The organism is Streptomyces boluensis (assembly GCF_009908195.1).
Taxonomy (GTDB): Bacteria; Actinomycetota; Actinomycetes; order Streptomycetales; family Streptomycetaceae; genus Streptomyces; species Streptomyces boluensis.
Genome location: NZ_JAAAHS010000098.1, coordinates 1 through 22,029 on the forward strand (window position 1 = coordinate 1; position 22,029 = coordinate 22,029).

Below are 22,029 nucleotides of genomic sequence, written 5' to 3' on the forward strand. Positions count from 1 at the left end.
CCCTAGTACAGCGAGAATCCCCCGCTGTGCCGCCCCTGCCCCTTCTTCGGGCGCTCCTCGTCCTGCGTGCTCCGCGGCTGCCCCTCGTCGGGGCGGGCGCCGGACTCGTCGCCGTCGGGGTGGCTGAGCCGGTCGCGCTCCTCCTCGGACGCCGACTCCCACTGCCCGCGCAGCTTCGCGAAGTCCCCGCCGCCGAAGACGCGGGCCCCGGACGGGTCGTCCACGACGTCGCGAAGCGACACCTGTCCGGACAGCAACTTCTTCGCCATGTCCTTCAGTTCGGGGCTCGCGCCCGGCAGGTCGGACACCTGGCGGAGCGAAGCGTTCAGGGCGCGCTGCTGCTCCGGTTCGAGCGCTTCGTCCCACGCACCCCGTTCGTTGCCGGGACCCTGCGGGTTGTTCGGGTTCGGGGAGTTGTCGCCGTGCCTGGCCATGTCGCTGCTCCTCACTCTCGTCCCATGAAGTATCGCGCGGACGGCGGTGTGATAGGCAGTCCGTACGGAAAGGGTGGCATCACTGTGACGCACGCACTTCTCGGCCGCCTCGGTGGCGCGGTCTTCCTGATCATCGGCCTGCTGGTCAGCGGCTACTCGGCGTACGAGGGTGTGTACGCGGCGGGGTTCGCGGGCACCGCCGGCACGCTGAAGGTGACCTCGTGCGAGTCGAAGTTCCTCCACAACTCGGCCCGGCGCAGCCGCCGCGGCACCGACAACGTCCGCTGCCACGGCACGTTCGTCGCCGCCGAGGGCAAGGCCGCACGGGACCGGGAGGCGTACGTCGACACCCGCCGCGGCTACCCGGCGGGCGCCGTCCTCGACGTACAACAGGGCGGCCCGGCCCTCTCCCTCACGCACCTCGGCTCCGAGCGGGACTACGTGGCCACGGACGCGAAGCGCGCGATGCGCTGGTTCTCCGGCACGTTCGCGGGCCTTGCCTTCCTCGGCCTCGGCATCTTCTGCACGGCCTCCGGCTACGCACCGTTCGGCCGCAGCCGCATCTCGTACGACGCGGCCTGGGAAGCGGCGGGCCGGAGCGCGCTACGCCCCACGGTGATCGGCTTCCTCGCGGTGGGGCTTGTGGGGGCGGGACTGTGCTGGCTGGTGAGCTTGTTCGTGTGAGCGAGCGGTACGGCTACGTCTCGCCGTTCCCGTCCTTCTCCCCGGTGGCGCCTTCCACGAGGGCGTAGGGGGCGACCAGGCCGGTGAGCAGCGTGGCGCCGCCGACGATCCACCGGACGACTCCGGAGATGTCGTACGTGAGCACGGCCGCGCCGAGCAGGACGGCGCCGCAACTCCAGGCTGCACCCCGACCGACGGTCGCGGCCCAACGCCCCTTCGGGTCCCACAGTTCGAGCGCACGGTCGTCGGCGACCAGCCCTTCGTCCATGGCGGTACGCACGGTCACGACGGACTCGGCCCCCGCTCCCGTACGCGTACGCGACCGCCCGGCGAGCGCCGCGGCCTCGGAGCTCTTGAGCATGCCGTGCACGACAAGCCCCGTATCGAAGACGAGCACGGCAGCGGTACGCCCGGAACCGGCGGCCTCAGCCGAGGGTGCGGGCGTGGGTGCGGGTGCGGGCGTGGGTGCCCAACTGAGCCACAGCGCACGCCCCTTCACGCTGTCAGGGACGGCGCGCGCGTCGAACGGAGTCAGGAACCCCACGGAGCGCCGGGCCCCGACGGCCGTCTCGACGGTGAGCGATTCCGCCTTGCGCACACCGACGCACGTACCGCGCACGGCGACGTACTCCGGCTCCAGGCGGCCGAACGCTCCCCGCCCCAGCTTCGCGAGCACAAGGCCGCCCGCCAGGGCCACGCCCATCAGCCACGCCACGACGAACGCCCAGCTGGTGAACGTCGAGAAGGTCCGCCCCGCCAACTCATCCCGCAGGGAGGCCCGGTCGGCGACCGCGCCCAGGGTCACGTCGCTCGGCGCGTAGAGCACGCTCGTACGGTCGCCGGGTCGCAGGGGTTCGTCGGAACGGGCGCCGCGCACGGTCGCGGTGTCCCGGTCGCCGTCCGGGCCGCGCAGCTCCACCACGACATCAGTGAGGTGGTACGCGCTGCCCCGACTCGGGTCGATGCGCTCGGCCGCGCCGGCCTCGACCACCCGGACCGTCCCGAGCTCCGCGCCGGCGGCCTTGATCCCCGCCACCTTGTCCGAAGGCTGCGGCCGCCCCCACGCCAGAGCGATCAGCGCGAGGAGCCCAGCGGCGACACCAACTCCATAGGCGAGCATGCGGAGTTGCTGCCCCCGCCGGGACGGCACGGTTAGCGGCAGCGGCGGAACAGGGGCATCCACGTCCACCGGCGTGAACCGAGTCGAGGCCGGGGCACTGTCGCCCACCTGGAACACCGCGGCGGCATCGTCCCGCTGCCGCACCAGCAGCCCCACGCACACAGCGGCGCAGGCCAGCCCCGCGAGCACGACGGCCCGCCGCACCTCGGGCTCGGGCAGGAACAGCCACACGGCGAGCACGCCGAGGGCCACGACAAACCCGACCCCGGCACACCACACCCCGACTGTCCGGTTCCTGAGACTCAAGCTCCACACCTCACGCAGCGACGACGAGAGCGACGGCATAAGCGATCCGGACATCCATCCCGCCCGGCGGAATCCGGTACACGCCCCGCCCATGCCGGTCGAGGACGAGCGCCCCGTCAGCACCGAACCACCGAACGCGCCGAGGCACGCCAGGACTCACATCGGTGTCCCCGTCGAGCAGCGCGAACAGGATGAGGGCCAGCCACAACGGCACCCACAGCGGCGAGAGCAGAACGTAGAACGCCCAGGAGTACCAACTCCCCGCCTTCCCGACGGCGTCCCGCCCCGCTCCCTCGGACAACACGCTCCACCGGCGCCGCCGCGGCCACGGCACAAGCCGCCCCTTCCGCCGCTCGATCCGCCCCAAGGGCTCACCGCCCGCCCCGTACACCTCGTACTCCCCGGCGACCACACTCCGTACGGAACAGAGCGGCGTAACCGAATCACCCGCCCCGTAGAGCGCAAAGGCATACCCACCCGGATTCTGCGCCGACCACTCAACCCGAGCGAGAGCAGCATCGGACGACCGATCACCCTTCGCCCGAATCTCGACCCCACTCAAGTCGACCACCCCACGCCGCCGCCGGCTGGGCAGGCCGACCCTGAAGTCCCGTACGGGGGCACCTGGTTCATGGCTCATCGGCATTTCCTCCAGACACGCGAACGGGGCCCGGGATTCTTCCCGGGCCCCGCTCACTGATTTTCGACGGTTACTGCCTCGGAGGCTGCCCGTACGGCCCACCGTGGGGATACTCGATGCCTTTCAGCAAGTTCCGGTGACGGCCACCAGGCACAAATCACCCCGCCCCAAAGGGCGAGCGCATGTCGTGGTCCTCCGTACTGGGGGCGCGCCTCGCCCTTCCCCGTGTGGGGGGGGTGACGCGTACTGGAATCTGCGTCCGTGACGTGATGAGACTCTCAGCTGCGGCGACCGCGAAGCACAGCGAAAATGACGCCGATCACAATTACTACGGCTACCGCTCCGCCGATGACGATGGGGAGGTTACTGCTTGAGGAAGAGTTCCCACTCTCGCTCGTCCCATCATCCTCGCCCGCTCCAGTCCCGCCGGCCTTCGAGGTCGCCTCGGCGGGAACCTTCCCCAGAGGCCCAGCCTCGGGACCCTTGGAAATGTCCATGGTTACTGCCTTGTTGGGGCGGACGACTCCGTAACCGTACTTGTCGTCCGGCGCCTTCAGCCCTTTCTGGCCAAGGAAGGAAGCGGACTTGATAAGCCGGTTGGCAACCTGGCCAGCGGTCAGGTCGGGGTACTTGGCACGGACCAGGGCGGCGGTTCCGGACACCACCGCAGCAGAGTCTGACGTGCCGGTGGAAATGTCGTACCCCTTGGGGTTAACGGGATTCGCAGAAAGGACATCGACGCCAGGGGCAGCTAGAGTCACTTCCTTCCCCGCGCCAGAACCGTCCCAGAATTCACCATTCTTATCGACTGCACTGACTGCGATCACGCCAGGGAGTGCCGCCGGATAGCCAACTGCGCCCGCCTCATTACCACTCGACGCGACTACAACCACGTCGTTGGCCTGCGCGTAGGCAATCGCCTCCCGGCCAGCGCTAATCGTCTTGCCAGTTTCATTGGCCACCGACAGGTTAATCACCTTGGCGCCATTATCGACGGCATAACGCACGGCAGCGCCCCAGTCCTCGTCCAGGAGCCTGTCACTTTCACTCTTCAGGACGCGAAGCGGCATGATCTTAGACTTCGGGGCGATACCCATCATGCCGTCAGCATTTCCGGACCCATGCCCGCGAGCGGCGATGAGACTTGCCATTCCCGTACCATGACCTGCTTGATCCTCTTGCGGATTTCCTCCACCGGTAAAGTCCTTGCCCTTAAGGACCTGTCCCGCCAAATCGGGATGACTGCCATCCACTCCAGTGTCGATGACCGCTACCGTCACGCCTTCGCCCTTGGTTTCACCCCAGGTCTCTGGCATGGAGTACACGTCCATCATCCACTGCTGATCACGGACATAGTCCGCCGAAGCCACAGGGGCCGAGGTGAGGAGCAAGGCTCCCGTCAATGCCACGACTCCCGTCGTGGACCAGACTCGCTTGACTCCCAATTCCTTGCTCCTCACTCAATTACGGCTGGATTACCCCAGTCGTCATTCGCGAACCGGCTAATAGATCAACTCGGCTCACTCAGTCAACTAGTCGATGTTCTTCGGCACGTTTCGCTTGCGGTCCTCTTCCGATACCCAGGTCTCTTCGTCCTCAACGAGGTAGTCGGGACGCTCGCGCCCCTCATTCTCCTCACCTCGACGACCGCCTCGGCCTCCCATGCCTCCGGCCATGCCGCCGGCCATACCTGCACGCTGGGAGCCACCGCGACTGCCATGGAGACCTCCGCCTCCGCCGCCGCCCTTGCCGGTGATGCCCTTGGCAGCGCCAACGACGCCCCCTCGAGCCTTCGCAAGGGCGCCGCGACCGCCAGCTCCCGCGCCACGACCAGCACCAGCTCCGCCGCCCATGCCGCCGCCCATGCCGCCCATGCCAGCGCGGCCTCCAGCGCCACGGCCGGTTCCGGCTCCGCCCGCACGAGCGCCACCCGCGCCCAAGCCGGCCCGCCCCCCGCCTGCAGCACCGCCACCGGTGGGCACGAACGCTCCACCAGCCGCTCCACCGCCACCAGCGGTTCCACCTCCAGCACCTGAAATCCCGCCACCGCCGGCCGGAAGTGAACCCTTACCGGTCAGCCCAGGTCCGGCACTGTCGATGTTCGTCTTCGTGGGCGGAATTTGCGATCCGCCGCTGATGCCCTTGTCGCGCGGGATCTCGGGTGTAGCACCGATACCCTTCGGCGGACCAGCGTTCCACGGCTTGGTTGTGCCGCCAGCTCCCGGAACCGAGGCACCGCCTCCGCCACCGCCACCGACAGGCGGCGCGTATTCGACGTTGCCATCTGGGTCCTTGATGTTTCCGTTGTCGTCCTTTCGGACGGGGTTCGCGTTCAAATTGCGCGTCACCCGCGCGTACTGAACCCCAAGGTTCTCCATGACGGCAACTGCCTTCAGCTGCGCCTCACGGCTCGCGCCGATCTTGCCCTCGTTGGCCTCGGCAACTTGACTGGCAGTCATGTTCTTGTTGTTCAGGTCCTTGGCAGTGGATTCACCATTGTCCCAGGACCAGTCGGAGAGAGCATCGCCGCTCTTGTCCCAGAAACCGGGCTCCTTAATATCGTCGAGCTGACCCTTATACTCCTTCAGCTGCCCAGCGGCGTCAGCAAACTGTCCACGGTTCAGGTCTGCATACCAGGCCGCATTCCTGATGTTCTTAGAGATTTGGCGAGCCTTCTTCGCGAACGAATTAGCCGCTTCTCCAGACCAGTGCTCCAGGACATTATTGATCGCCTTTTCGAGCCTGTCGGCAAGGTTATCCTGGCCACCGGCGAGAATCCGGTGCACATGGCCCCAGTTATCGCTCGTGGCCTCGATCTTCTTCCAGTCCGAGCCGTCAAGCATCTGCTTGAGTTCTTTGAGCGAGTAGTCGATGAACTGCGTCTTCGTCTCCGGGCGACCGCCGACGCAGACCTCTTGCTCAAGTACCGGCTTCTGTTCGTCACCTGACATGGTGTCCCCTTCCCCTCAACGACGGCCCCTGGACGACTTCTACTAGTCCCACTTCCCGGACCCCCCGCCCATCTGCTGCTTGGTCGCGTACTCCTGCTCGGTGTACTTGCCCCTGACCTTGGACGTGCTCGTACCGAACTGCTCGATCAGGTCCTGAAGGTCAGTGATGGCTCGACTCAGGTCCGACTTGGCCGTTTCATGGGCGGTGAAGAGGTCACCGGCCTCCAGGAAGGTCGCTGCCTGCCCAAAAGCACTCTGCGGAATGTCCGTCCGGTACTTGGACGTCTTACCCGCCTCTTCCATGTCGTCGACCAAAGTCCTGAGCTTGCTCACGACCTCATCGAGGGCGCTGAGGTCAACTCGCATACCCGTACTGTCGCCCATTTCCCCGTTCCTCTCCCCTGCGGTTCAACTGCCTTGACGTCTGCTACTGCAAGCCCGAAGACGACTTCTTCCGTCGCCAATCCCGAACAGCGATCCCGCTGCCGCCCGCGACGAACACCAACAGCAGTCCCGCACCCAGTACGTAGATGGCGATCCGGCGATCCCGCTCCGCGTCCGTCTCTCCCATGGTGACCTCCATCGGGGTCACCTGTGAAGCACCGGCTTGTTGCGGTGCCGCGAGCTTCGGGGTCTCGCCGGGTTCCGTGCTGTCCGACAGCGCCGCGAGCGGGTCGACGACACCCCAGCCCACGTACTCGTCCGGTTTCGCGGTGGGGCGCTCGGCCGTCTCCTGCATGCGCGCGATGATCTGCTTGGCCGTCCAGTTCGGGTACCGGTCCATCATGAGCGCGGCCACACCGGCGACATACGGAGCGGCGAAGCTCGTGCCGTCGTCCGAACACTGGCCGCCCTTCGGAACCGTCGACACCATGCCCACGCCGGGTGCCGCGATGTCGACGAAGTCGCCCCACTGTGAGAAGAACGCCCGCTCGTCGTTGCGGTCCGAAGCCGCGACCGCGACGACGCCGTCGTACGAGGCGGGATAGGTCTTCTGGGGCTTGGTTTTCGCTCCGTCATTGCCGGAAGCCGCGATGACGAGCTTGCCGGCGTCGACCGCGTTCTTGATGGCCGCGCGGAGCCGTTCCGGGTCCTTGTTGTCCTCCGTGTCGGAGGAGATGTTGATGATGTCGGCGCCCTGGTCGACGGCGTGGTTGATGGCCGCGACCATCGTGTCCGAGTTGCCGGGCTTCTCCTTGTTGCCGGAACCCGTGTACCGCAGCGGCATGATCTTGGCGCCGGGTGCGATGCCGGAGAAGCCGGTGCCCGGCCACGGCTTGGCCGCGATGATGCCGGCGACCTTGGTGCCGTGACCCTCGAGGTCCGTGGTGCCGTCGGTGCTGCCGACGAAGTCCTTGCCGCCGGGCGCCATTTGGCCGGCGAGCTGCTTGTTGCTGTTGTCGACGCCGGTGTCGATCACGGCGACGGTCACGTCCTTGCCCGTGGCCTTCTCGCGCAGCTGGTCGAGAATGATCCGCTGCAGCGACCACGGGGTGGAGGCGATGTTGTTGCCGCCGAACTCACACTCGGAGCTCGAATCGAGGTGGAACTCGGGATTGTCGTACCCGGAATCGGCGAAAGCCGGCGGGGTAGTGACGAGGCACATCCCGGTGATCGTGAGTACGCCAACAGCCCGCTGCAGTGCGCGGGTTCCACTCGTACGCGTACGGGGTGTCAGGACCCCCATGCTCAGGACCCCCAGGGATGGCTGTCAATAACTGGTGCGGTGACTCGGTAACTCTTGCGGTGACTCGGTCACCGCAAACGCCGGATGTCCGGCAAGTGAAGCGAAAGGCAACCGGGTACTGAGCTGAGTTCGGCCCAGTCCGCGCGTATCGCGCAGACCGGGCCTCCCTCAACGCCTCAGGTCACACCGGCTCAGGCCCGCTTCGGGCTGAGGGCGGCTCAGCCCCAGGTGTTGGCGTTCTGCTTCTCAGTGGCCTGGTAGCTCTCGGCCGAGTTCTGCAGCGCCGACGCGATCTTCATCAGCGTCTGGTGCAGGTCAGCGGCAGTCTGGTCCCACTCGCGCTGCTTGCGCTGGTAACCCTCCTGCGCTTCACCCTCCCAGGACTGGGCGACGTTCTTGACCGCGGCCTCGATGTCGTCCAGCTGCTGCTTGATACGACCGGCGGTGGTGCGCACGTCGGTCGAAGCGTTGGTGATTGTGGCGTAATTGACGAGAATGGACATCGTCGTTCCCTTCAGGGAGTTTGCGGAAGTTTGGTGGAGCGGTGAGCAAGCCCTGCGGGTGGCCCCGGAGTTGACTCCGAGCGCGTCACACCGTGCCCGCTCGATCGAGCGACGATCAGCCGAAGTCCGACATGATCTTGCTGATCTCGGAGTTCTGCTGCTCTTCCGACGCGGTGTAGTTGCTCCGCGTGGAGTCCACGGCTTCCTTGATGTCCTGCAGGATGTCGCTCATCTTCTTGGCGTCCTGGTTCCACCGCTCCTGCAGCTGGTGGTACGACTTGGCCGCCTGGCCCTCCCAGCCGCCCGCGATCTGCTCGATCACGCCGTTGAGGCGGCGGATCTCGCCCTGGATCTGACCGTTCGCCGTGTCAATGTCTCCGGAGAGCTTGGCGAGCTGATCTTCTGTTACCCGAAACTGGCCGGCCATGGTGAACCTTCCCCCATGTCGTTGTGGACCGAGAAGCCCGTACCGCTTCTCGGGTTTGAGGCGTCACTTCTGCCTAAACATCAATGAGCGCTGACAGCACTCTATCGCCCGCCACTGACACATCCAGCGACAGCGGCGATCAGTTACAGACTTCACACAGTCCGGGGACCGGACTGTGATTGGTCGCGGCCAACTCCGGGCAGGCATAGGGCTTTTGGGCCCCGCGCACCGTGTCGGCCGCGACCTTCGTACGTCACAGAGACAGGGTCCTGGCGTACGTCAGAGGCGTCACTGGCTCTGGGCCTGCTCGGCGCTTCGGGTGTCCAGCATCGGGCCCTTCGGGATGAAGTTGGCCCAGTTCTGCGGGACGTACGCCGAGTCCTTCACCTTCTCGTAGCCGAGCCGGGTGCGCGCCTTGTCCGTCTCGGAGGGCTGCTCGCCCTCCTTTGCGCCGCTGCCCTTGTCGTCCGCCTGGCCGGAGGCGCTGTCGTTACCGACCGGCAGGGAGTAGCGCAGGCCCGTGTCCGTGATGAGGTACATGCCGCCGCCCCCGCCGGTGCCCGCGGCGACCTGCTTGAACAGCAGACCCGAGCCCGAGGAGACGAAGGCGTTGGCGGAGTCGGCGATGACCGTCTTCGGGTACTTGTTGCCCGCCCAGGCGCTGAGGTTGGGCTTACTGGCGGCCTTGTTGATGGTGCCGTCGTACACGCTGCACGAGGTGTCGTTGTCGACTCCGGTGGTCGCGTCCGCGGCGTTGGCCTGCTTGGGCACGTCGTGCGGCCAGTTCTCACCGATGCCGAGGGGCTCCGCCTGGCCGTCGTTTGCGGCGTTGACGTCGTTCGGGTTGACGTCGATCACCTCGGGGTCGCCGCCCGGGTAGGCCAGCTCCGCCGAGGGGGAGGCCTTCAGGACGGCGGCCATGAAGGGCGTGATCGAGGCGACCCGGTTCTTGAGGACCACGTAGTCCTGCTTGCTGTTCGCCTCATCGGCCTGGAGGAGCGTGCCGACCCTGGCCGCGTCGCCCTGCAGCCCCTGCACCCCGGTCTGCTCGCCCGCTCCGGGGATCACGGGGAAGGTGATCTGCCCGCCGTCGTTGAGCGACTTCAGCCACTCCTCGCTCACCGTCCGCGGCTCGTTCGTGCTTCCGATGACGGCGGTGCGGAGGTTCTGGGTCAGCGTCCTGTCCGCGTTCACCGCGTTGCTGCCGAGGCGGAACACCGTGCCCTTGCCGTCCACCAGGAACCGGACCTGGCCCTTGGGGTCCTGGACGTACAGGGCCTCCTTGGCGCCCACCTCGCCCTTGTCCTTGACCGACTTGGCGTCCTCGGCGTTCAGGACGAAGACCGCGCGGTCGAGCGTCGTACCGCTTTTCGCGGGACGCTCGCAGACCGCCCAGGTCTTCGGCTTCTCCGCCTCACCGGCGACCGGAAGCCGGTCCGGCGCGTACGGGATGCCGATGGTCGGACCGTGCCGGATACCGCTCTTGTCGATCTCCTTGGCCGGCACCTCCATGACCGTCCCCTTGCCCTTCTCGAGCAGGAGCTTCGCGGAGGCGTAGTTGAGGACCGGATGAAGGACCTTGTCCTTGCCGTCCTTGCCGTCCGGGAGGACGACGTACCGCGTGGTCGAGTCACTGTCCACGATCACGTACTCGCCCGGAGTGTCCCAACCCTTGGGCGCCGCAGGCTTGATGACGCCCCACGCGATGAACCCGACGACGAGGATCACACCGACCGCCAGGCTGGGCATCACCGTACGAATCGGGCGCGGTGCGCCCTCTTCCGACCCCCCGGGCTCCGGTGCGAGGAAAGCCGCGACAGTGCGCTTTCGCGCGAATGTATAGGCGGCGAGCTCATCCCGACGCTTTGCCATGTGTCCCAGCTCTCCCGTTTCTCCCGTTTTGCCATGCTCAGTTGTTGGGCCCCCGACCGGTCCCGACGGCAACGACGAGCGTCCAAGGACCGGTTCAGCACAACAGGGCACCTACTATGCACTGCGCCGCACGGCTGTGGTCCACCAGGTTCCGGGTGCGAGTCCGCTCTGTACCGGAAGTTCACAGAGCCACCCCACTTCCCTGTCCTGGCCCCCGTGTCGCCGGGCCCTCATCAGCGGGTAGCGTGACCTCCCACACGACACAGGGCACCGCAGCGCACGGCGGTCGCAGCGGCGACAACAGGCCGTGGGCCGCCCAGTAAACCGTTGCCACATTGCGAAAGGGATGTCCCGGGGGATGACCAGCGCTACGAGCAGTCGGCGCGGACGCCGCGCACAGCAGCAGCCGAGGGGCCGGGGTCGCGGCAGGCCCACCCCGGCGCCGGCTCCCGCAGCCGCTCCGCCGCCCTCGACCTCCGCCGCACCGCGCACCCTGCCGCGTCCCGGCGGACTCGGACCGCTGCGCCTGCAGCAGTTGGTCCTCGTCGAGCTGGCCGCGGCGATCATGGTGGCCGCCTGGGTCACCGAGCGCTGGCTGCTGGCGCCCGCGGGCGCCGTGGCCGCGCTTCTGGTGCTCCTCGCGATCCTGCGCCGCCACCACCGTCCACTCCCCGAGTGGTACGAGACCGCGCGGGCGCTCAAGCAGCGCCAGCGCGAGGCCAAGTCGCCGGTGCCGCCGGGCACCGACCCGATGCTGGCGCCCGCCGTCGAGTGCGACGCGGCGCTGCGTACGTACAGCTTCGTCTCCCGGGACGACCGGTCCATCGGCATGATCGGTGACGGCTCGTTCCTGACGGCCGTGCTGTTCGTGCAGCCGAGCGACGAGCCGCTGCGACCCGAACTCGCGGGCCGCCAGCTGCCGTTGCAGCTGATCCAGGACGCGCTCGAGGTCGACGGGATCCAGCTCGCGTCCGCGCAGGTCGTGCAGCACACGCAGCCCGCGCCCGCGCCGCACCTGCCGCAGCAGTCGGTCGCCGCGCGGTCGTACGGACCGCTGCAGGCCCAGGCCGGTTCGCCCGCCCTGCGGCTCACCTGGGTCGCGCTCAAGCTCGACCCCGAGCTGTGCCCCGAGGCCGTGGAGGCCCGCGGCGGCGGCGTGCCCGGCGCCCAGCGCGCCCTCCTTCGCACCGCCGACCAGCTGGCCAGCCGGCTCGCGGGCGCCGGTTTCGAGGCGACCATCCTGGACGAGAACGAGCTGGTGAACGCGCTCGCCACGTCCAGCTGCCTGAACCCGCGTGCCAACTCCCAGCGCAGCAACGACGGTCGGCCGGGCCAGCGTCGTACGGTCGAGGCCGTGCGCACCTGGCGCGTCGACGACCGCTGGCACACCACGTACTGGATCTCCCGCTGGCCGCAGCTCGGTCAGGGCGGGGTCGGGCTTCCGCAGCTGGTCACCCGGTTCACCTCGCTGCCGGTGCTCGCCACCACGTTCAGCACCACGCTCAGCCGCGCGGGCAACCGCGGCATCGCCATCGCCGGTCACGTACGCATCACCGGCCGCGGCGAGAACGAACTGGGCCAGGCGCGCCGGGAGTTGGAGCGCGCCGCGGGTGCCTCCAAGGTCGGCCTCGTGCGGCTCGACCGCGAACAGGTCCCCGGCGCCCTCGCCACCCTGCCGCTCGGAGGTACGTCCTGATGTCCTACCCCTCGCCGACCATGAACCAGGGCATGAACCAGGGGCAGCGCCAGAACCCCGAGCGCAGGCCCGCCCACGTCGCGTCGCCCACCGACACCGGCATGATCCCGCTGTTGCAGCAGCCGGAGGCGCCGCAGCAGCAGGAGCAGCAACGCCGCATCGTCAGCCCGGGGTTCGGCCTGCGCGGCCCGCGCCGTAACCGGCATGTGGTGACCTCCGAGGAGATCGCCGCGATCAGCATGCCGATCGGTGACGACGGCGTGATCATCGGCACCGACACGGAGAACTCTCCCGCGGTGCTCGGCCTGGCCCGCCCCACCCCGTTCGACGTCTGTGTCGTCGGTGGTCTCTGGCTTGCCCAGGTGCTCGCCCTTCGCTCGGCCGCGACCGGCGCCCGGGTGGCCGTCGAGACCGGCCGCCCGCAGGTGTGGACGCAGCTGGCGCAGGCGGCCGGCGGCGGCCAGCAGTGCGTGACGGTGTACCCGGTGGGCCGCGTGCCCGCGCAGGGCCCGTCCGTCTCCAGCCCGGTCGTGCTGATCCGTGACTGTGGTGTCCGCCCGCCGCGCGGCCGGGTCACCTCGCTGCCCTGGCAGGCCGTCGTGACGGTGCTGCCGTACGTGGGCGAGCACGCGCCGCGCTGGCTCGCGCAGGCCCAACTCGTGGGCATCCAGCGGATCTCGCCGCAGGAGACCGAGGTGGTCCGCGAGACCCTCGGCGTCCCGGCCGACCACCTGCAGCTGCTTCCGACGCTCTCGGACAACGTGGCCCTGTGGTGCACTCGCAAGCACCGCAAGTACGTCATGACCGAGCCGACCGAAGCGGAGAACGGGCTCCTCGGTGCCGCCCGCCGCATGGACTGAAGCGTTCGCGACCCGCAACCGGATTGTGATGTCCGGTTGCGGGATCTTTGTCGCCGGGGCCTCCCGTCCGGGTACGACTCTCAGGGAGAGGACGGCCGCTCCGCCCAGGGCCGTCACGTCCGGCCGGATTCAGACTTCCGGGGGCTGGTTCCATGCCCTTGGATGCTCGGGGTCCGTCCGTACGGGCCGAGAATTCCTTGCCCCGCCCGGAAGTTCCGCACCTCCCGGCCCCGGCGCCCGACGCCGGGGACCAGGCGTGGGAGAGCCGGGGAACAACGGGGATCATGGTCATCCGGACGAGCAGCGGAGACGGAGCGCACACAAGGGCGCTTTTCCGTACCGCGGTGCGAGTGATTAGGCTCGTCTGGTGATGCGGTTGCGTCGCAGACGCGTGGGACGCGCCACCCCATCCGCCCGACCGCGACGTAACGCATTCAGCAGCAGTGGCTGACCAGGAGGCAAGCAGTGAACAGGGATCGGTCCGACTACCAAGGCGGCCAGTCCCCTGACGGGGACGACCGTGAGCTCGATCTCACGGGCGAGTTCGAAATCGTCTACGAGCCTCCCTCTTGGTACGACCAGGGTTCGCGCGGCGGCAACACCGGCCAGACGTCGGCGCCGCCGCCCGCGGGACCGCCGCTCGGCCAGCAGGGGCAGCCCCAGCAGGGACCGCCGCAGCCCCCGGCCCAGGAGCAGCCACAGCAGCCGCCTCAGCAGGGCCAGTACGCGCCGGGCGCGCCGCAGCAGTACGACACCTCCGGGGGTTACGGGTACCCGCAGCAGGCCCCCGCGCCGCAGCAGCAGCAGCCGCAGGCCCCGCAGCAGTACGACACCTCGGGCGGGTACGGCTACCCGCAGCAGGGCGGCCACGACACCTCCGGCGGTTACGGCTACCCGCAGCAGGCACCGCCCGCGCAGGCCGCGGCCCCGCAGGCACCCGCCCCGCAGCAGGGCCAGTACGCGCCGGGCGCCCCGCAGCAGTACGACACCTCCGGCGGGTACGGCTACCCGCAGCAGGGCGCGCAGGACACGTCGGGCGGGTACGGCTACCCGCAGACCGGGTACGAGTCCGCGCACTCGCCGTCGGCCGACGCCTCCCCGGCGCCGTCCGTGGACGCGTCCCCGGCTCCGCCCGCGCCGGCACCCGCGACTCCGGCTCCGGCCGCGCCCGCCCCGGCGACTCCCGCTCCGGCCACTCCGGCCACTCCGGCGCCCGCCGCCAACGCGCCTGCCGCGCCCGGTTTTCCCGTACTGCGGCCCGTGGAGGACGAGGACAGCGGTGCGACCCCGGTCGCTCCCGCCGCGCCGGAGGCGTCCGCTCCGGCTGACGCGGACGACGGTGCCGGTGACGACTCCGAGCCGGCGGGTCCGCTGAACTTCGCGGCGGCCGACGCCGAAGCGGCGGCGCTGTTCGGTTCCTCCGACGACGAGCCCGCGGCGGCCGAGGAGCCGGAGGCCGCCGAGGCGGCGGCCGAGGGCGAGTCCGCTGCCGAGACGGCGACGGCCGCGGCCACCGCTCCCCCGGAGGCACCGCAGGTGCCTCAGGCCCCGCAGCAGCAACTGCCTCCGCTGCCGCAGGGCTACCAGCCGGCGCAGCCCGACCAGGCGCAGCAGGCGCAGACCGGTGGGTACGGGTACCCGCAGCAGGGCCAGCCCCAGCAGGCTCAGCCTCAGCAGGGCCAGCCGCAGCAGGGTCAGCAGCCTCAACAGGCGCCTGCCCAGGGCGGGTTCGGGGCTGCGCAGCCGCTGCCCCCGCAGCAGACCGGCGGCCAGCCCATGCCGCAGCAGCAGGCCCAGCAGGCACAGGCCCAGGCCGCCCAGCAGGCCGCCGCCGCTCAGCAGGCAGCCCAGGCACAGCAAGCCCAGCAGGCGCAGCAGGCGCAGCAGGCGCAGCAGGCCGGTTACGGCTACCCGCAGCAGCAGCACCCGCAGGGCCAGCAGCAGGGCCAGCAGCAGGGCTACGGTTACCCCCAGCAGCAGCCGCAGCAGCCGCAGCAGCAGCACCCGCAGGGCCAGCAGAGCCCCCAGCACCCGCAGGCCCACCCCGCGCAGCAGGGGCAGCAGCCGCAGCAAGGGCAGCAGCACGGTCAGCCCACGCCGCAGCAGGCGCCCCAACAGCAGCAGTACCCGCAGCAGCAGGCACCCCAGCAGCACCAGCAGCCGCAGGCCCCGCAGGCCAACCAGAGCTGGTCGCAGGGCGGTCAGGCCGGTCAGGCGGGTCCGGGTGCGCAGCAGCAGCCGCAGCAGCAGGCGGCGCCCGGCACCCCGCTCGGTTACAACGCCGCGGTGGAGCTCTCCTCGGACCGGTTGCTCCGTAACCAGCCCAAGCAGCGCAAGAACAACGCGGCTCCGTCCCGGTTCAAGCTGGGCGCGAAGAAGGAAGAGGCCGAGCGGCAGCGGAAGTTGGAGCTGATCCGTACGCCGGTGATGTCCTGCTACCGGATCGCGGTCATCTCGCTCAAGGGCGGTGTCGGCAAGACCACGACGACGATGGCGCTCGGCGCGACGCTCGCCTCCGAGCGGCAGGACAAGATCCTCGCGATCGACGCCAACCCGGACGCGGGCACCCTGGGCCGTCGTGTGCGGCGCGAGACCGGGGCGACCATCCGTGACCTGGTGCAGGCGATCCCGCAGCTGAACAGCTACATGGACATCCGCCGCTACACCTCGCAGGCGCCCTCCGGTCTGGAGATCATCGCCAACGACGTGGACCCGGCGGTCTCCACCACGTTCAACGACCAGGACTACCGCGCGGCGCTCGACGTGCTCGGCCGTCAGTACCCGATCATCCTCACCGACTCGGGTACGGGTCTGCTGTACAGCGCGATGCGTGGAGTGCTCGACCTGGCCGACCAGTTGATCATCATCTCGACCCCGTCGGTGGACGGTGCGAGCTCCGCGTCGACGACCCTCGACTGGCTGTCGGCGCACGGCTTCGCGGATCTGGTGCAGCGCTCCATCACCGTGATCTCGGGTGTCCGCGAGACCGGCAAGATGATCAAGGTGGACGACATCGTCGCGCACTTCGAGACGCGCTGCCGCGCCGTCCAGGTGGTGCCCTTCGACGAGCACCTCGCGGCGGGTGCCGAGGTCGACCTCGGCATGATGCGCCCGAAGACCCGTGAGGCGTACTTCAACCTGTCGTCGCTTGTCGCCGAGGACCTCGCGCGCGCCTCGCAGAGCCAGGGCTACGGCGGTCAGCAGCAACAGCAGATGCAGCAGCCGCAGCAGGGCTACCCGCAGCAGCAGGCGCCGCAGCAGGGTTACCCCCAGCAGGGCCAGCCGCAGCAGGGCCAGGGCTGGCAGCAGCAGGGCCAGCAGCCACAGCAGGGTCAGGGTCAGCCGCAGCAAGGCCAGGGCTGGCAGCAGCAGCCGCAGCAGGGCCAGCAGCAGGGCGGGGCCGTGCCGCCGGGCTGGACCCAGTAGTCACGCGCGAGCGGTAACGCCCGTACGAGCGAAAGGGGTTGACGTCTTCTCGACGTCAACCCCTTTCGCGTACGCGCACACCCGGCCGTGGCCACGGACGTACGGGCGCGTGGCTACCGCAGGTCGAACTCCCCGTCGCGCGCGCCCAGGACGAACGCGCGCCACTCCGCCTCGGTGTACCGCAGCACCGTCTCCGGCTCCTTGGAGTTGCGCATCGCGACCGCGCCGCCGTCGAGATAGGCGATCTCGACCTTCTCGTCCTCAGGTCCGCCGGGGGCGCTGTGCCACTCGACGCCGCTGATGTCCATGGCGTACAGCGCGTCCTTCTCCGCTTCCTTGCGCGCCTTCAACTCCGCCTGTTCCTGCTCGGTCGACATCAGGATCACTCCGTTCCACTGGCCGTTCGGGCTGCTCGGACTCTACCGTCGTAGCGGTGGGTGAGCAGGACGGTTCAGAGGACTGGACCAGTGGCCATCACGGGCTCAACTCGGCCCTATAACGGGCGCGTTCCCGCAGGCCACACGGTATTCACGCGCCGTTGACATGTTTAGACCACCGCTGATAGACACACACCTCAATCCAACTGAGCTGTTCCTGCACGTCATCCAGTACGTCCCGCTGTACGTCCGCCCTTATGAGCGAGCATCTACGCGAGGTCAACTGCCCATGGACACAAGAGTTCAGCAAGTTCCAGCCAGAAGAAGGCCGCGCCGCCGGGTGCGAGTGCTGCTCGGCTCCGGTGCCGTGGCCCTCACCCTCACCGCCGGGCTCGCCTCCCCGCTCAATCCGGCGCCGGATCAGGCGCAGGCGGAAAGCACCGGCAAGAAGACGCTGACGGTCGCGGTGGCGCAGAGCGTCGACTCGCTCAGCCCGTTCCTCGCGCAGCGTCTGGTCAGTACGAGCATCCACAAGCTGATGTACGAGTACCTGACGAACTACGACGCGAAGGACGCCCGGACCGTGCCGGGTCTGGCGACGGCGTGGAAGCCGTCGGCGGACAAGCTGACCTGGACGTTCACGATCCGCAAGAACTCGAAGTGGTCCGACGGCAAGCAGGCCACGGCCGAGGACGCGGCCTGGACGTTCAACAAGATCATGACGGACGAGGGCGCCGCCACGATCAGCGCCAGCTATGTCGCCAACTTCAAGAAGGTGACGGCTCCTTCACCGGACAAGCTCGTCATCGAGCTGAAGAAGCCGCAGGCGACGATGACGGCCATCGATGTGCCGATCGTGCCCAAGCATGAATGGGACGGCGTCAAGGACTTCACGAAGTTCGGCAATGACGACAAGTTCCCGATCGTCGGCAACGGCCCCTTCATTCTGACGGACTACAAGAAGGACAAGTACGTCAAGTTGTCGCCGAACAAGAAGTTCTGGCGCGGTGCCCCGAAATTCGACGAACTGGTCTTCAAGACGTACAAGGACCAGGACGCCGCCGTGGCCGCCCTGAAGAAGGGCGAGGTGTCCTTCGTCGCGGGCCAGCCCTCGCTGAGCCCGGCGCAGGCCGCCGACCTGAAGAACGTGCCGAACGTCAAGGTCAACGACGCTCCGGGCCGCCGCTTCTTCGCCCTGGCCACCAACCCGGGGGCGCGGACGAAGGACGGGAAGAAGTTCGGGAACGGCCATCCGGCGCTGCTCGACGAGAAGGTCCGGCAGGCCCTTTTCCTCTCTGTCGACCGCAAGACCATCGTCGACAAGGTCTTCCAGGGCTATGCGGTCGAGGGCGAGGGCTATATCCCGCCGCGTTTCTCCGACTACTTCTGGAAGCCGGGCGCGGACCAGAAACTCGCGTACGACCCGAAGAAGGCGGACCGGCTCCTCGACGAGGCCGGCTACAAGAAGAACGGGGACGGAAAGCGCGTCGGCAAGGACGGAAAGCCGCTCGACTTCCGCATTCTGTGCCACGCCACCGACCCGGTCGACAAGTCCATCGGCAATTACCTCAAGGAGTGGTGGGGCGACCTCGGCATCGGCCTCGAGGTGCAGTGCCTCGACAACGTCACGGACCCCTGGTACGCGGGTGAGTACGACCTGGCCTTCGACGGCTGGTCGGTGAACCCGGACCCGGACTACGTGCTCGCACTGCACATCTGCGGCGCGCTGCCGTCCAAGCCGGGCGCCACCTCGCCGACGGACAACTTCATCTGCGACAAGAAGTACGACGACCTGTACGCGAAGCAGCAGGGCGAGTACGACCCGGCCAAGCGCGCCGACCTGGTCAAGCAGATGCAGTCGCGGCTCTACGACACCGGGTACATGAACATCATCGCGTACCCCAACGCGGTCGAGGCCTACCGCACCGACCAGATCAAGTCGATCACGACGATGCCCTCCGACGCCGGCAACATCTACGGCCAGGACGGGTACTGGAGTTGGTGGTCGGCGGTTCCGGCGGACGCGGGCGAGGAGTCCGGTGACGGCTCGTCGACCGGGGTGGTCATCGGCATCGCCGCGGCCGCCGTCCTGGCCCTGGGCGCGGGGACGTTCGTCGTCCTGCGCCGCCGCTCCACCGCGGAGGAGCGGGAGTAGCACCGCAAGTACGGGGCGCCACCCGCGACTTCCGTGGGTGGCGCCCCGTGCACCGGCACGTCAATGACGCTCGCGTAGAGGCGGATTCCGTTCCATGACCGACGCCAGTTCCAGTCCGACGGCGCTCGCGGACCCGGAGGGTCCGGCCGCCGCCGGGCCCGCGGGCCGCGGACCACGCGCCCGCGACACCGTCGCCTATCTGCGGTACGGGGCGGGCAAGTTGCTCGGCGCGGCGGTGTCGCTGTTCGCCGTGCTCGTGACGAGCTTCTTCCTGTTCCGGATCATCCCGGGCGACCCGGTGCGCACCATCACGCACGGCCGGGCCGTCTCCGCGGAGCAACTGCAGTCCCTGCGGCGGCAGTTCGGCATCGACAAGCCGCTGTGGGAGCAGTTCACGCAGTACTGCGGCCAGGCGCTCCAGGGTGACTTCGGGAACTCGTACCAACTCTACGACCCGGTCGGCGAGTTGATCTGGGACCGGCTCCCGGCGACGCTGCTGCTCACCGGCACCGCCTTCGTCCTGTACTCGCTGATCGGGGTCTGGCTCGGCACCCGCTCCGCGTGGCGCAACGGCGGCCTGGGTGACCGTTTCCACACGGGGCTCTCGCTGACCCTGTACTCGGTGCCGTCGTTCTGGCTCGGCCTCATGCTGATCAACGTGTTCGCGGTGGGCGTCGGCTTCGTGCCCGGCCTCTTCCCGACCGGTCTGATGGAGTCCGGCGACGGCTCCACGGGCCTCGCGCACGCCCTGGACGTGGCGCACCACATGGTCCTGCCGGTGCTGACCCTGGTCGCGGTGGGCTACGCGCAGACGCTGCTCGTCATGCGCTCCTCGCTCCTCGACGAGATGGGCAGCGACTATCTGACGACGGCCCGCGCGAAGGGCCTGCGGGACGCCCTCGTGCGCCGCCGGCACGCGGTGCCGAACGCGCTCCTTCCCACGGCGACCCTGCTGTTCGTCAACCTCGGCAATGTGGTCGCCGGGCAGATCCTGGTCGAGACGGTGTTCTCCTGGCCGGGCCTCGGCGGCCTCTTCTACGAGGCCCTGTCGATCCCCGATCTCCCCCTCCTCCAGGGCCTGTTCTTCGTCTTCGCCGCCGGGGTGATCCTGATGAACACCCTCGCCGACCTGATCTATCCGCTGCTCGACCCCCGGGTGGGCCGATGACCACAACCCTGTCGAAGGACACCGCCGCGAAGGGCCCGCGCACGCTCGCCCGCGAGCGCCGCCGCCGGTCACTCGCCCGCTTCTGGCGGCAGTACCGCACCCACCGCGCGGGCCTCTTCGGCCTCGCCGCGCTCGCCCTGTTCGTACTGCTCGCGCTGTTCGCGCCGCTGCTCGTCGGCGCCGACGCGCAGAGCGTGACGAAGGCGCCTGGGCTGCCCCTCCAGGCGCCCGACGGGGAGTTCCCGCTCGGCACCGACAAGGACGGCCGCGGCATCCTCGGGCTGCTGATCTGGGGCGCGCGCTTCTCGCTCACGGTGGGCTTCCTCGCGGCGGCGCTCTCCGTCGCGATCGGCACGCTGATCGGCATCACGGCCGGGCACTACAAGGGCTGGTACTCGACGGTGATCATGCGGATCACCGACTGGTTCCTGGTCATGCCGACCCTGGTCCTGGCCATCGCCCTCGCGAGTGTGCTGTCCCGCTCCATCTGGACGATCATCCTGGCGATCGGCGTCACCACCTGGCCGACCACCGCGCGCCTGGTCCGGGCGCAGACCCTCGCCGTGGAGTCCCGCCCGTACATCGAACGCGCCAGGGCGCTCGGCGGCGGCCACGCCCACGTCATGACCCGGCACGTACTGCCCAACGTGATGCCGCTCGTGCTCGCCCAGACCACCCTGGTGATCTCGTCCGCGGTACTGACCGAGGCGACCCTCGCTTTCCTCGGCCTCGGCGACCCCACCGTCACGTCGTGGGGCGGCCTGCTCCAGGACGCCCGCGACGCGGGTGCGACGACGAAGTGGTGGTACGTGGTGCCGCCCGGCCTCGCGATCGCGCTCGTGGCCCTGTCCTTCACCCTCTGCGGCCGTGCCGTCGAGTCGGTGCTCAACCCCAGGCTGGGGGCGTCCCGTTGACCTCCGCACCACTGCTCGACATCAAGGACCTGACGGTCACCTACGGTTCCGGGGCCGCCGCCGTACGCGGCGTCGACCTCTCCCTCGAAGCGGGCCGGAAACTCGGCATCGCGGGCGAGTCCGGCTGCGGCAAGTCGACGCTCGCGCTCGCGCTGCTGCGGCTGCTCCCGGCGGACGCGAAGCTCACCGGGCAGATCCTGCTCGACGGCGAGGACGTCCTCGCCATGAAGTGGGGCCGCCTTCGCGCGGTGCGCTGGGCGGGCGCGTCCATCGTGTTCCAGGGCGCGATGCACTCCCTGAACGCGGTGCACCGCATCGGCGACCAGATCGCCGAGCCCATGCTGGTGCACGGCACGGTGCCCCCTTCGGGCGTACGGAAAAGGGTCGCGGAACTCCTGGAGCAGGTGGGCCTGCCCGCGTCCCGGGCCTCCTCGTACCCGCATGAACTCTCCGGCGGACAACGCCAGCGCGTGATGATCGCGATGGCCCTGGCCTGCGACCCGAAGTTGATCGTCGCGGACGAGCCCACGACAGCCCTGGACGTGATGATCCAGGCCCAGATCCTGCGCCTGATCGAGCAGTTGGTGGCCGAGCAGAACGTCGGCCTCGTACTGATCAGCCACGACCTGGCGGTCCTCGCCGACACCTGCGACCGGCTCGCGGTGATGTACGCGGGCCGCGTGGTGGAGCACGGCCCGGCGTCCCAGGTGTACGAGGCGGCCCGACACCCGTACGCCAAGGCCCTGTCGGCGGCGTTCCCCCGCATCGGCGACCCGACCTCCCGCCACGCCCCACGCGGCCTCCCGGGC

19 protein-coding genes are annotated in these 22,029 nt (G+C 68.9%); 8 read left to right on the forward strand and 11 right to left on the reverse strand.

Annotated features, from left to right (window positions below):
* Nucleotides 1-2: 2 nt before the first annotated feature.
* Entirely contained in the window at nucleotides 3-434 is a 432-nt protein-coding gene (locus GUY60_RS15050; RefSeq protein ID WP_161697925.1) for a hypothetical protein, read from the reverse strand.
* A gap of 84 nt (nucleotides 435-518) precedes the next feature.
* Between GUY60_RS15050 and GUY60_RS15055 the strand changes: the two genes are divergently transcribed.
* The gene (locus GUY60_RS15055) at nucleotides 519-1,118 is read left to right on the forward strand and encodes a hypothetical protein (protein WP_161697927.1); all 600 of its coding nucleotides are present in this window, start codon (nucleotides 519-521) and stop codon (nucleotides 1,116-1,118) included.
* 13 nt (nucleotides 1,119-1,131) lie between these two features.
* Here the strand turns inward: GUY60_RS15055 and GUY60_RS15060 are convergent, their stop codons facing one another.
* From GUY60_RS15060 to eccB, 9 genes are all read right to left on the reverse strand, one after another.
* Nucleotides 1,132-2,544 carry a hypothetical protein gene (locus GUY60_RS15060; RefSeq protein ID WP_161697929.1) on the reverse strand — a complete coding sequence of 471 codons (1,413 nt, stop codon included), beginning with the start codon at nucleotides 2,542-2,544 and terminating at the stop codon, nucleotides 1,132-1,134.
* 10 nt (nucleotides 2,545-2,554) lie between these two features.
* A complete protein-coding gene (locus GUY60_RS15065) occupies nucleotides 2,555-2,956 on the reverse strand; it encodes a hypothetical protein (RefSeq protein WP_161697931.1) in 402 nt (133 codons plus the stop codon).
* A gap of 506 nt (nucleotides 2,957-3,462) precedes the next feature.
* Nucleotides 3,463-4,593, reverse strand: coding sequence for a type VII secretion-associated serine protease mycosin (gene mycP, locus GUY60_RS15070; protein WP_161697933.1), 1,131 nt, complete (start codon nucleotides 4,591-4,593; stop codon nucleotides 3,463-3,465).
* A 123-nt stretch (nucleotides 4,594-4,716) separates the two neighbouring features.
* On the reverse strand, nucleotides 4,717-6,135 hold the full coding sequence (locus GUY60_RS15075; protein ID WP_161697936.1) for a hypothetical protein: 1,419 nt from the start codon (nucleotides 6,133-6,135) through the stop codon (nucleotides 4,717-4,719).
* 42 nt (nucleotides 6,136-6,177) lie between these two features.
* The gene (locus GUY60_RS15080) at nucleotides 6,178-6,501 is read right to left on the reverse strand and encodes a hypothetical protein (RefSeq protein ID WP_161697938.1); all 324 of its coding nucleotides are present in this window, start codon (nucleotides 6,499-6,501) and stop codon (nucleotides 6,178-6,180) included.
* A gap of 61 nt (nucleotides 6,502-6,562) precedes the next feature.
* On the reverse strand, nucleotides 6,563-7,741 hold the full coding sequence (gene mycP, locus GUY60_RS15085; RefSeq protein ID WP_246235023.1) for a type VII secretion-associated serine protease mycosin: 1,179 nt from the start codon (nucleotides 7,739-7,741) through the stop codon (nucleotides 6,563-6,565).
* A gap of 299 nt (nucleotides 7,742-8,040) precedes the next feature.
* Nucleotides 8,041-8,325, reverse strand: coding sequence for a WXG100 family type VII secretion target (locus tag GUY60_RS15090; RefSeq protein ID WP_161697942.1), 285 nt, complete (start codon nucleotides 8,323-8,325; stop codon nucleotides 8,041-8,043).
* Between the two features lie 115 nt (nucleotides 8,326-8,440).
* The gene (locus GUY60_RS15095; RefSeq protein WP_161697944.1) at nucleotides 8,441-8,752 is read right to left on the reverse strand and encodes a WXG100 family type VII secretion target; all 312 of its coding nucleotides are present in this window, start codon (nucleotides 8,750-8,752) and stop codon (nucleotides 8,441-8,443) included.
* A gap of 288 nt (nucleotides 8,753-9,040) precedes the next feature.
* Nucleotides 9,041-10,624, reverse strand: a complete 1,584-nt coding sequence (gene eccB / locus GUY60_RS15100) for a type VII secretion protein EccB (RefSeq protein ID WP_161697946.1) — start codon at nucleotides 10,622-10,624, stop codon at nucleotides 9,041-9,043.
* Nucleotides 10,625-10,982: 358 nt separating this feature from the next.
* On the opposite strand from eccB, the gene eccE reads away from it, so the two are divergent.
* The 3 genes from eccE to GUY60_RS39495 all read left to right on the forward strand — a co-directional run bounded on the left by eccE (nucleotide 10,983) and on the right by GUY60_RS39495 (nucleotide 16,606).
* The gene (gene eccE, locus GUY60_RS15105; protein ID WP_161697948.1) at nucleotides 10,983-12,320 is read left to right on the forward strand and encodes a type VII secretion protein EccE; all 1,338 of its coding nucleotides are present in this window, start codon (nucleotides 10,983-10,985) and stop codon (nucleotides 12,318-12,320) included.
* Entirely contained in the window at nucleotides 12,320-13,180 is an 861-nt protein-coding gene (locus tag GUY60_RS15110) for a hypothetical protein (RefSeq protein ID WP_161697950.1), read from the forward strand. Before eccE ends, GUY60_RS15110 begins: the two co-directional genes overlap by 1 nt.
* A gap of 465 nt (nucleotides 13,181-13,645) precedes the next feature.
* Nucleotides 13,646-16,606 carry an SCO5717 family growth-regulating ATPase gene (locus GUY60_RS39495; RefSeq protein WP_187370022.1) on the forward strand — a complete coding sequence of 987 codons (2,961 nt, stop codon included), beginning with the start codon at nucleotides 13,646-13,648 and terminating at the stop codon, nucleotides 16,604-16,606.
* A 113-nt stretch (nucleotides 16,607-16,719) separates the two neighbouring features.
* Here the strand turns inward: GUY60_RS39495 and GUY60_RS15120 are convergent, their stop codons facing one another.
* Complete coding sequence (locus GUY60_RS15120; protein ID WP_161697952.1) at nucleotides 16,720-16,983, reverse strand: DUF397 domain-containing protein; 264 nt, start codon at nucleotides 16,981-16,983, stop codon at nucleotides 16,720-16,722.
* 289 nt (nucleotides 16,984-17,272) lie between these two features.
* On the opposite strand from GUY60_RS15120, the gene GUY60_RS15125 reads away from it, so the two are divergent.
* The 4 genes from GUY60_RS15125 to GUY60_RS15140 form a co-directional block, all read left to right on the forward strand.
* Nucleotides 17,273-19,138 (forward strand): ABC transporter substrate-binding protein, encoded by a 1,866-nt coding sequence (locus tag GUY60_RS15125; RefSeq protein WP_161697954.1) that lies wholly within the window; start codon nucleotides 17,273-17,275, stop codon nucleotides 19,136-19,138.
* 94 nt (nucleotides 19,139-19,232) lie between these two features.
* Nucleotides 19,233-20,306: an ABC transporter permease gene (locus GUY60_RS15130; RefSeq protein WP_161697956.1), complete on the forward strand. Its 1,074-nt coding sequence runs from the start codon at nucleotides 19,233-19,235 to the stop codon at nucleotides 20,304-20,306.
* Nucleotides 20,303-21,220 (forward strand): ABC transporter permease, encoded by a 918-nt coding sequence (locus GUY60_RS15135; RefSeq protein WP_161697958.1) that lies wholly within the window; start codon nucleotides 20,303-20,305, stop codon nucleotides 21,218-21,220. The genes GUY60_RS15130 and GUY60_RS15135 overlap by 4 nt, the downstream gene beginning before the upstream one ends.
* Nucleotides 21,166-22,029: ABC transporter ATP-binding protein (locus tag GUY60_RS15140; RefSeq protein ID WP_161697962.1), on the forward strand; the 864-nt coding region annotated here is incomplete at its 3' end. The genes GUY60_RS15135 and GUY60_RS15140, both read left to right, overlap by 55 nt.

Bases quoted from the DNA above. Each gene is read 5' to 3' on its own strand.
- GUY60_RS15135 (WP_161697958.1), top strand. From the start codon at position 20,303: ATGACCACAACCCTGTCGAAGGACACCGCCGCGAAGGGCCCGCGCACG.
- GUY60_RS15130 (WP_161697956.1), top strand. From the start codon at position 19,233: ATGACCGACGCCAGTTCCAGTCCGACGGCGCTCGCGGACCCGGAGGGT.
- eccB (WP_161697946.1), bottom strand. From the start codon at position 10,624: ATGGCAAAGCGTCGGGATGAGCTCGCCGCCTATACATTCGCGCGAAAG.
- GUY60_RS15090 (WP_161697942.1), bottom strand. From the start codon at position 8,325: ATGTCCATTCTCGTCAATTACGCCACAATCACCAACGCTTCGACCGAC.
- GUY60_RS15075 (WP_161697936.1), bottom strand. From the start codon at position 6,135: ATGTCAGGTGACGAACAGAAGCCGGTACTTGAGCAAGAGGTCTGCGTC.
- GUY60_RS15080 (WP_161697938.1), bottom strand. From the start codon at position 6,501: ATGCGAGTTGACCTCAGCGCCCTCGATGAGGTCGTGAGCAAGCTCAGG.
- GUY60_RS15120 (WP_161697952.1), bottom strand. From the start codon at position 16,983: ATGTCGACCGAGCAGGAACAGGCGGAGTTGAAGGCGCGCAAGGAAGCG.
- GUY60_RS15095 (WP_161697944.1), bottom strand. From the start codon at position 8,752: ATGGCCGGCCAGTTTCGGGTAACAGAAGATCAGCTCGCCAAGCTCTCC.
- GUY60_RS15050 (WP_161697925.1), bottom strand. From the start codon at position 434: ATGGCCAGGCACGGCGACAACTCCCCGAACCCGAACAACCCGCAGGGT.
- eccE (WP_161697948.1), top strand. From the start codon at position 10,983: ATGACCAGCGCTACGAGCAGTCGGCGCGGACGCCGCGCACAGCAGCAG.
- GUY60_RS15110 (WP_161697950.1), top strand. From the start codon at position 12,320: ATGTCCTACCCCTCGCCGACCATGAACCAGGGCATGAACCAGGGGCAG.
- GUY60_RS15125 (WP_161697954.1), top strand. From the start codon at position 17,273: ATGGACACAAGAGTTCAGCAAGTTCCAGCCAGAAGAAGGCCGCGCCGC.
- mycP (WP_246235023.1), bottom strand. From the start codon at position 7,741: ATGTGCCTCGTCACTACCCCGCCGGCTTTCGCCGATTCCGGGTACGAC.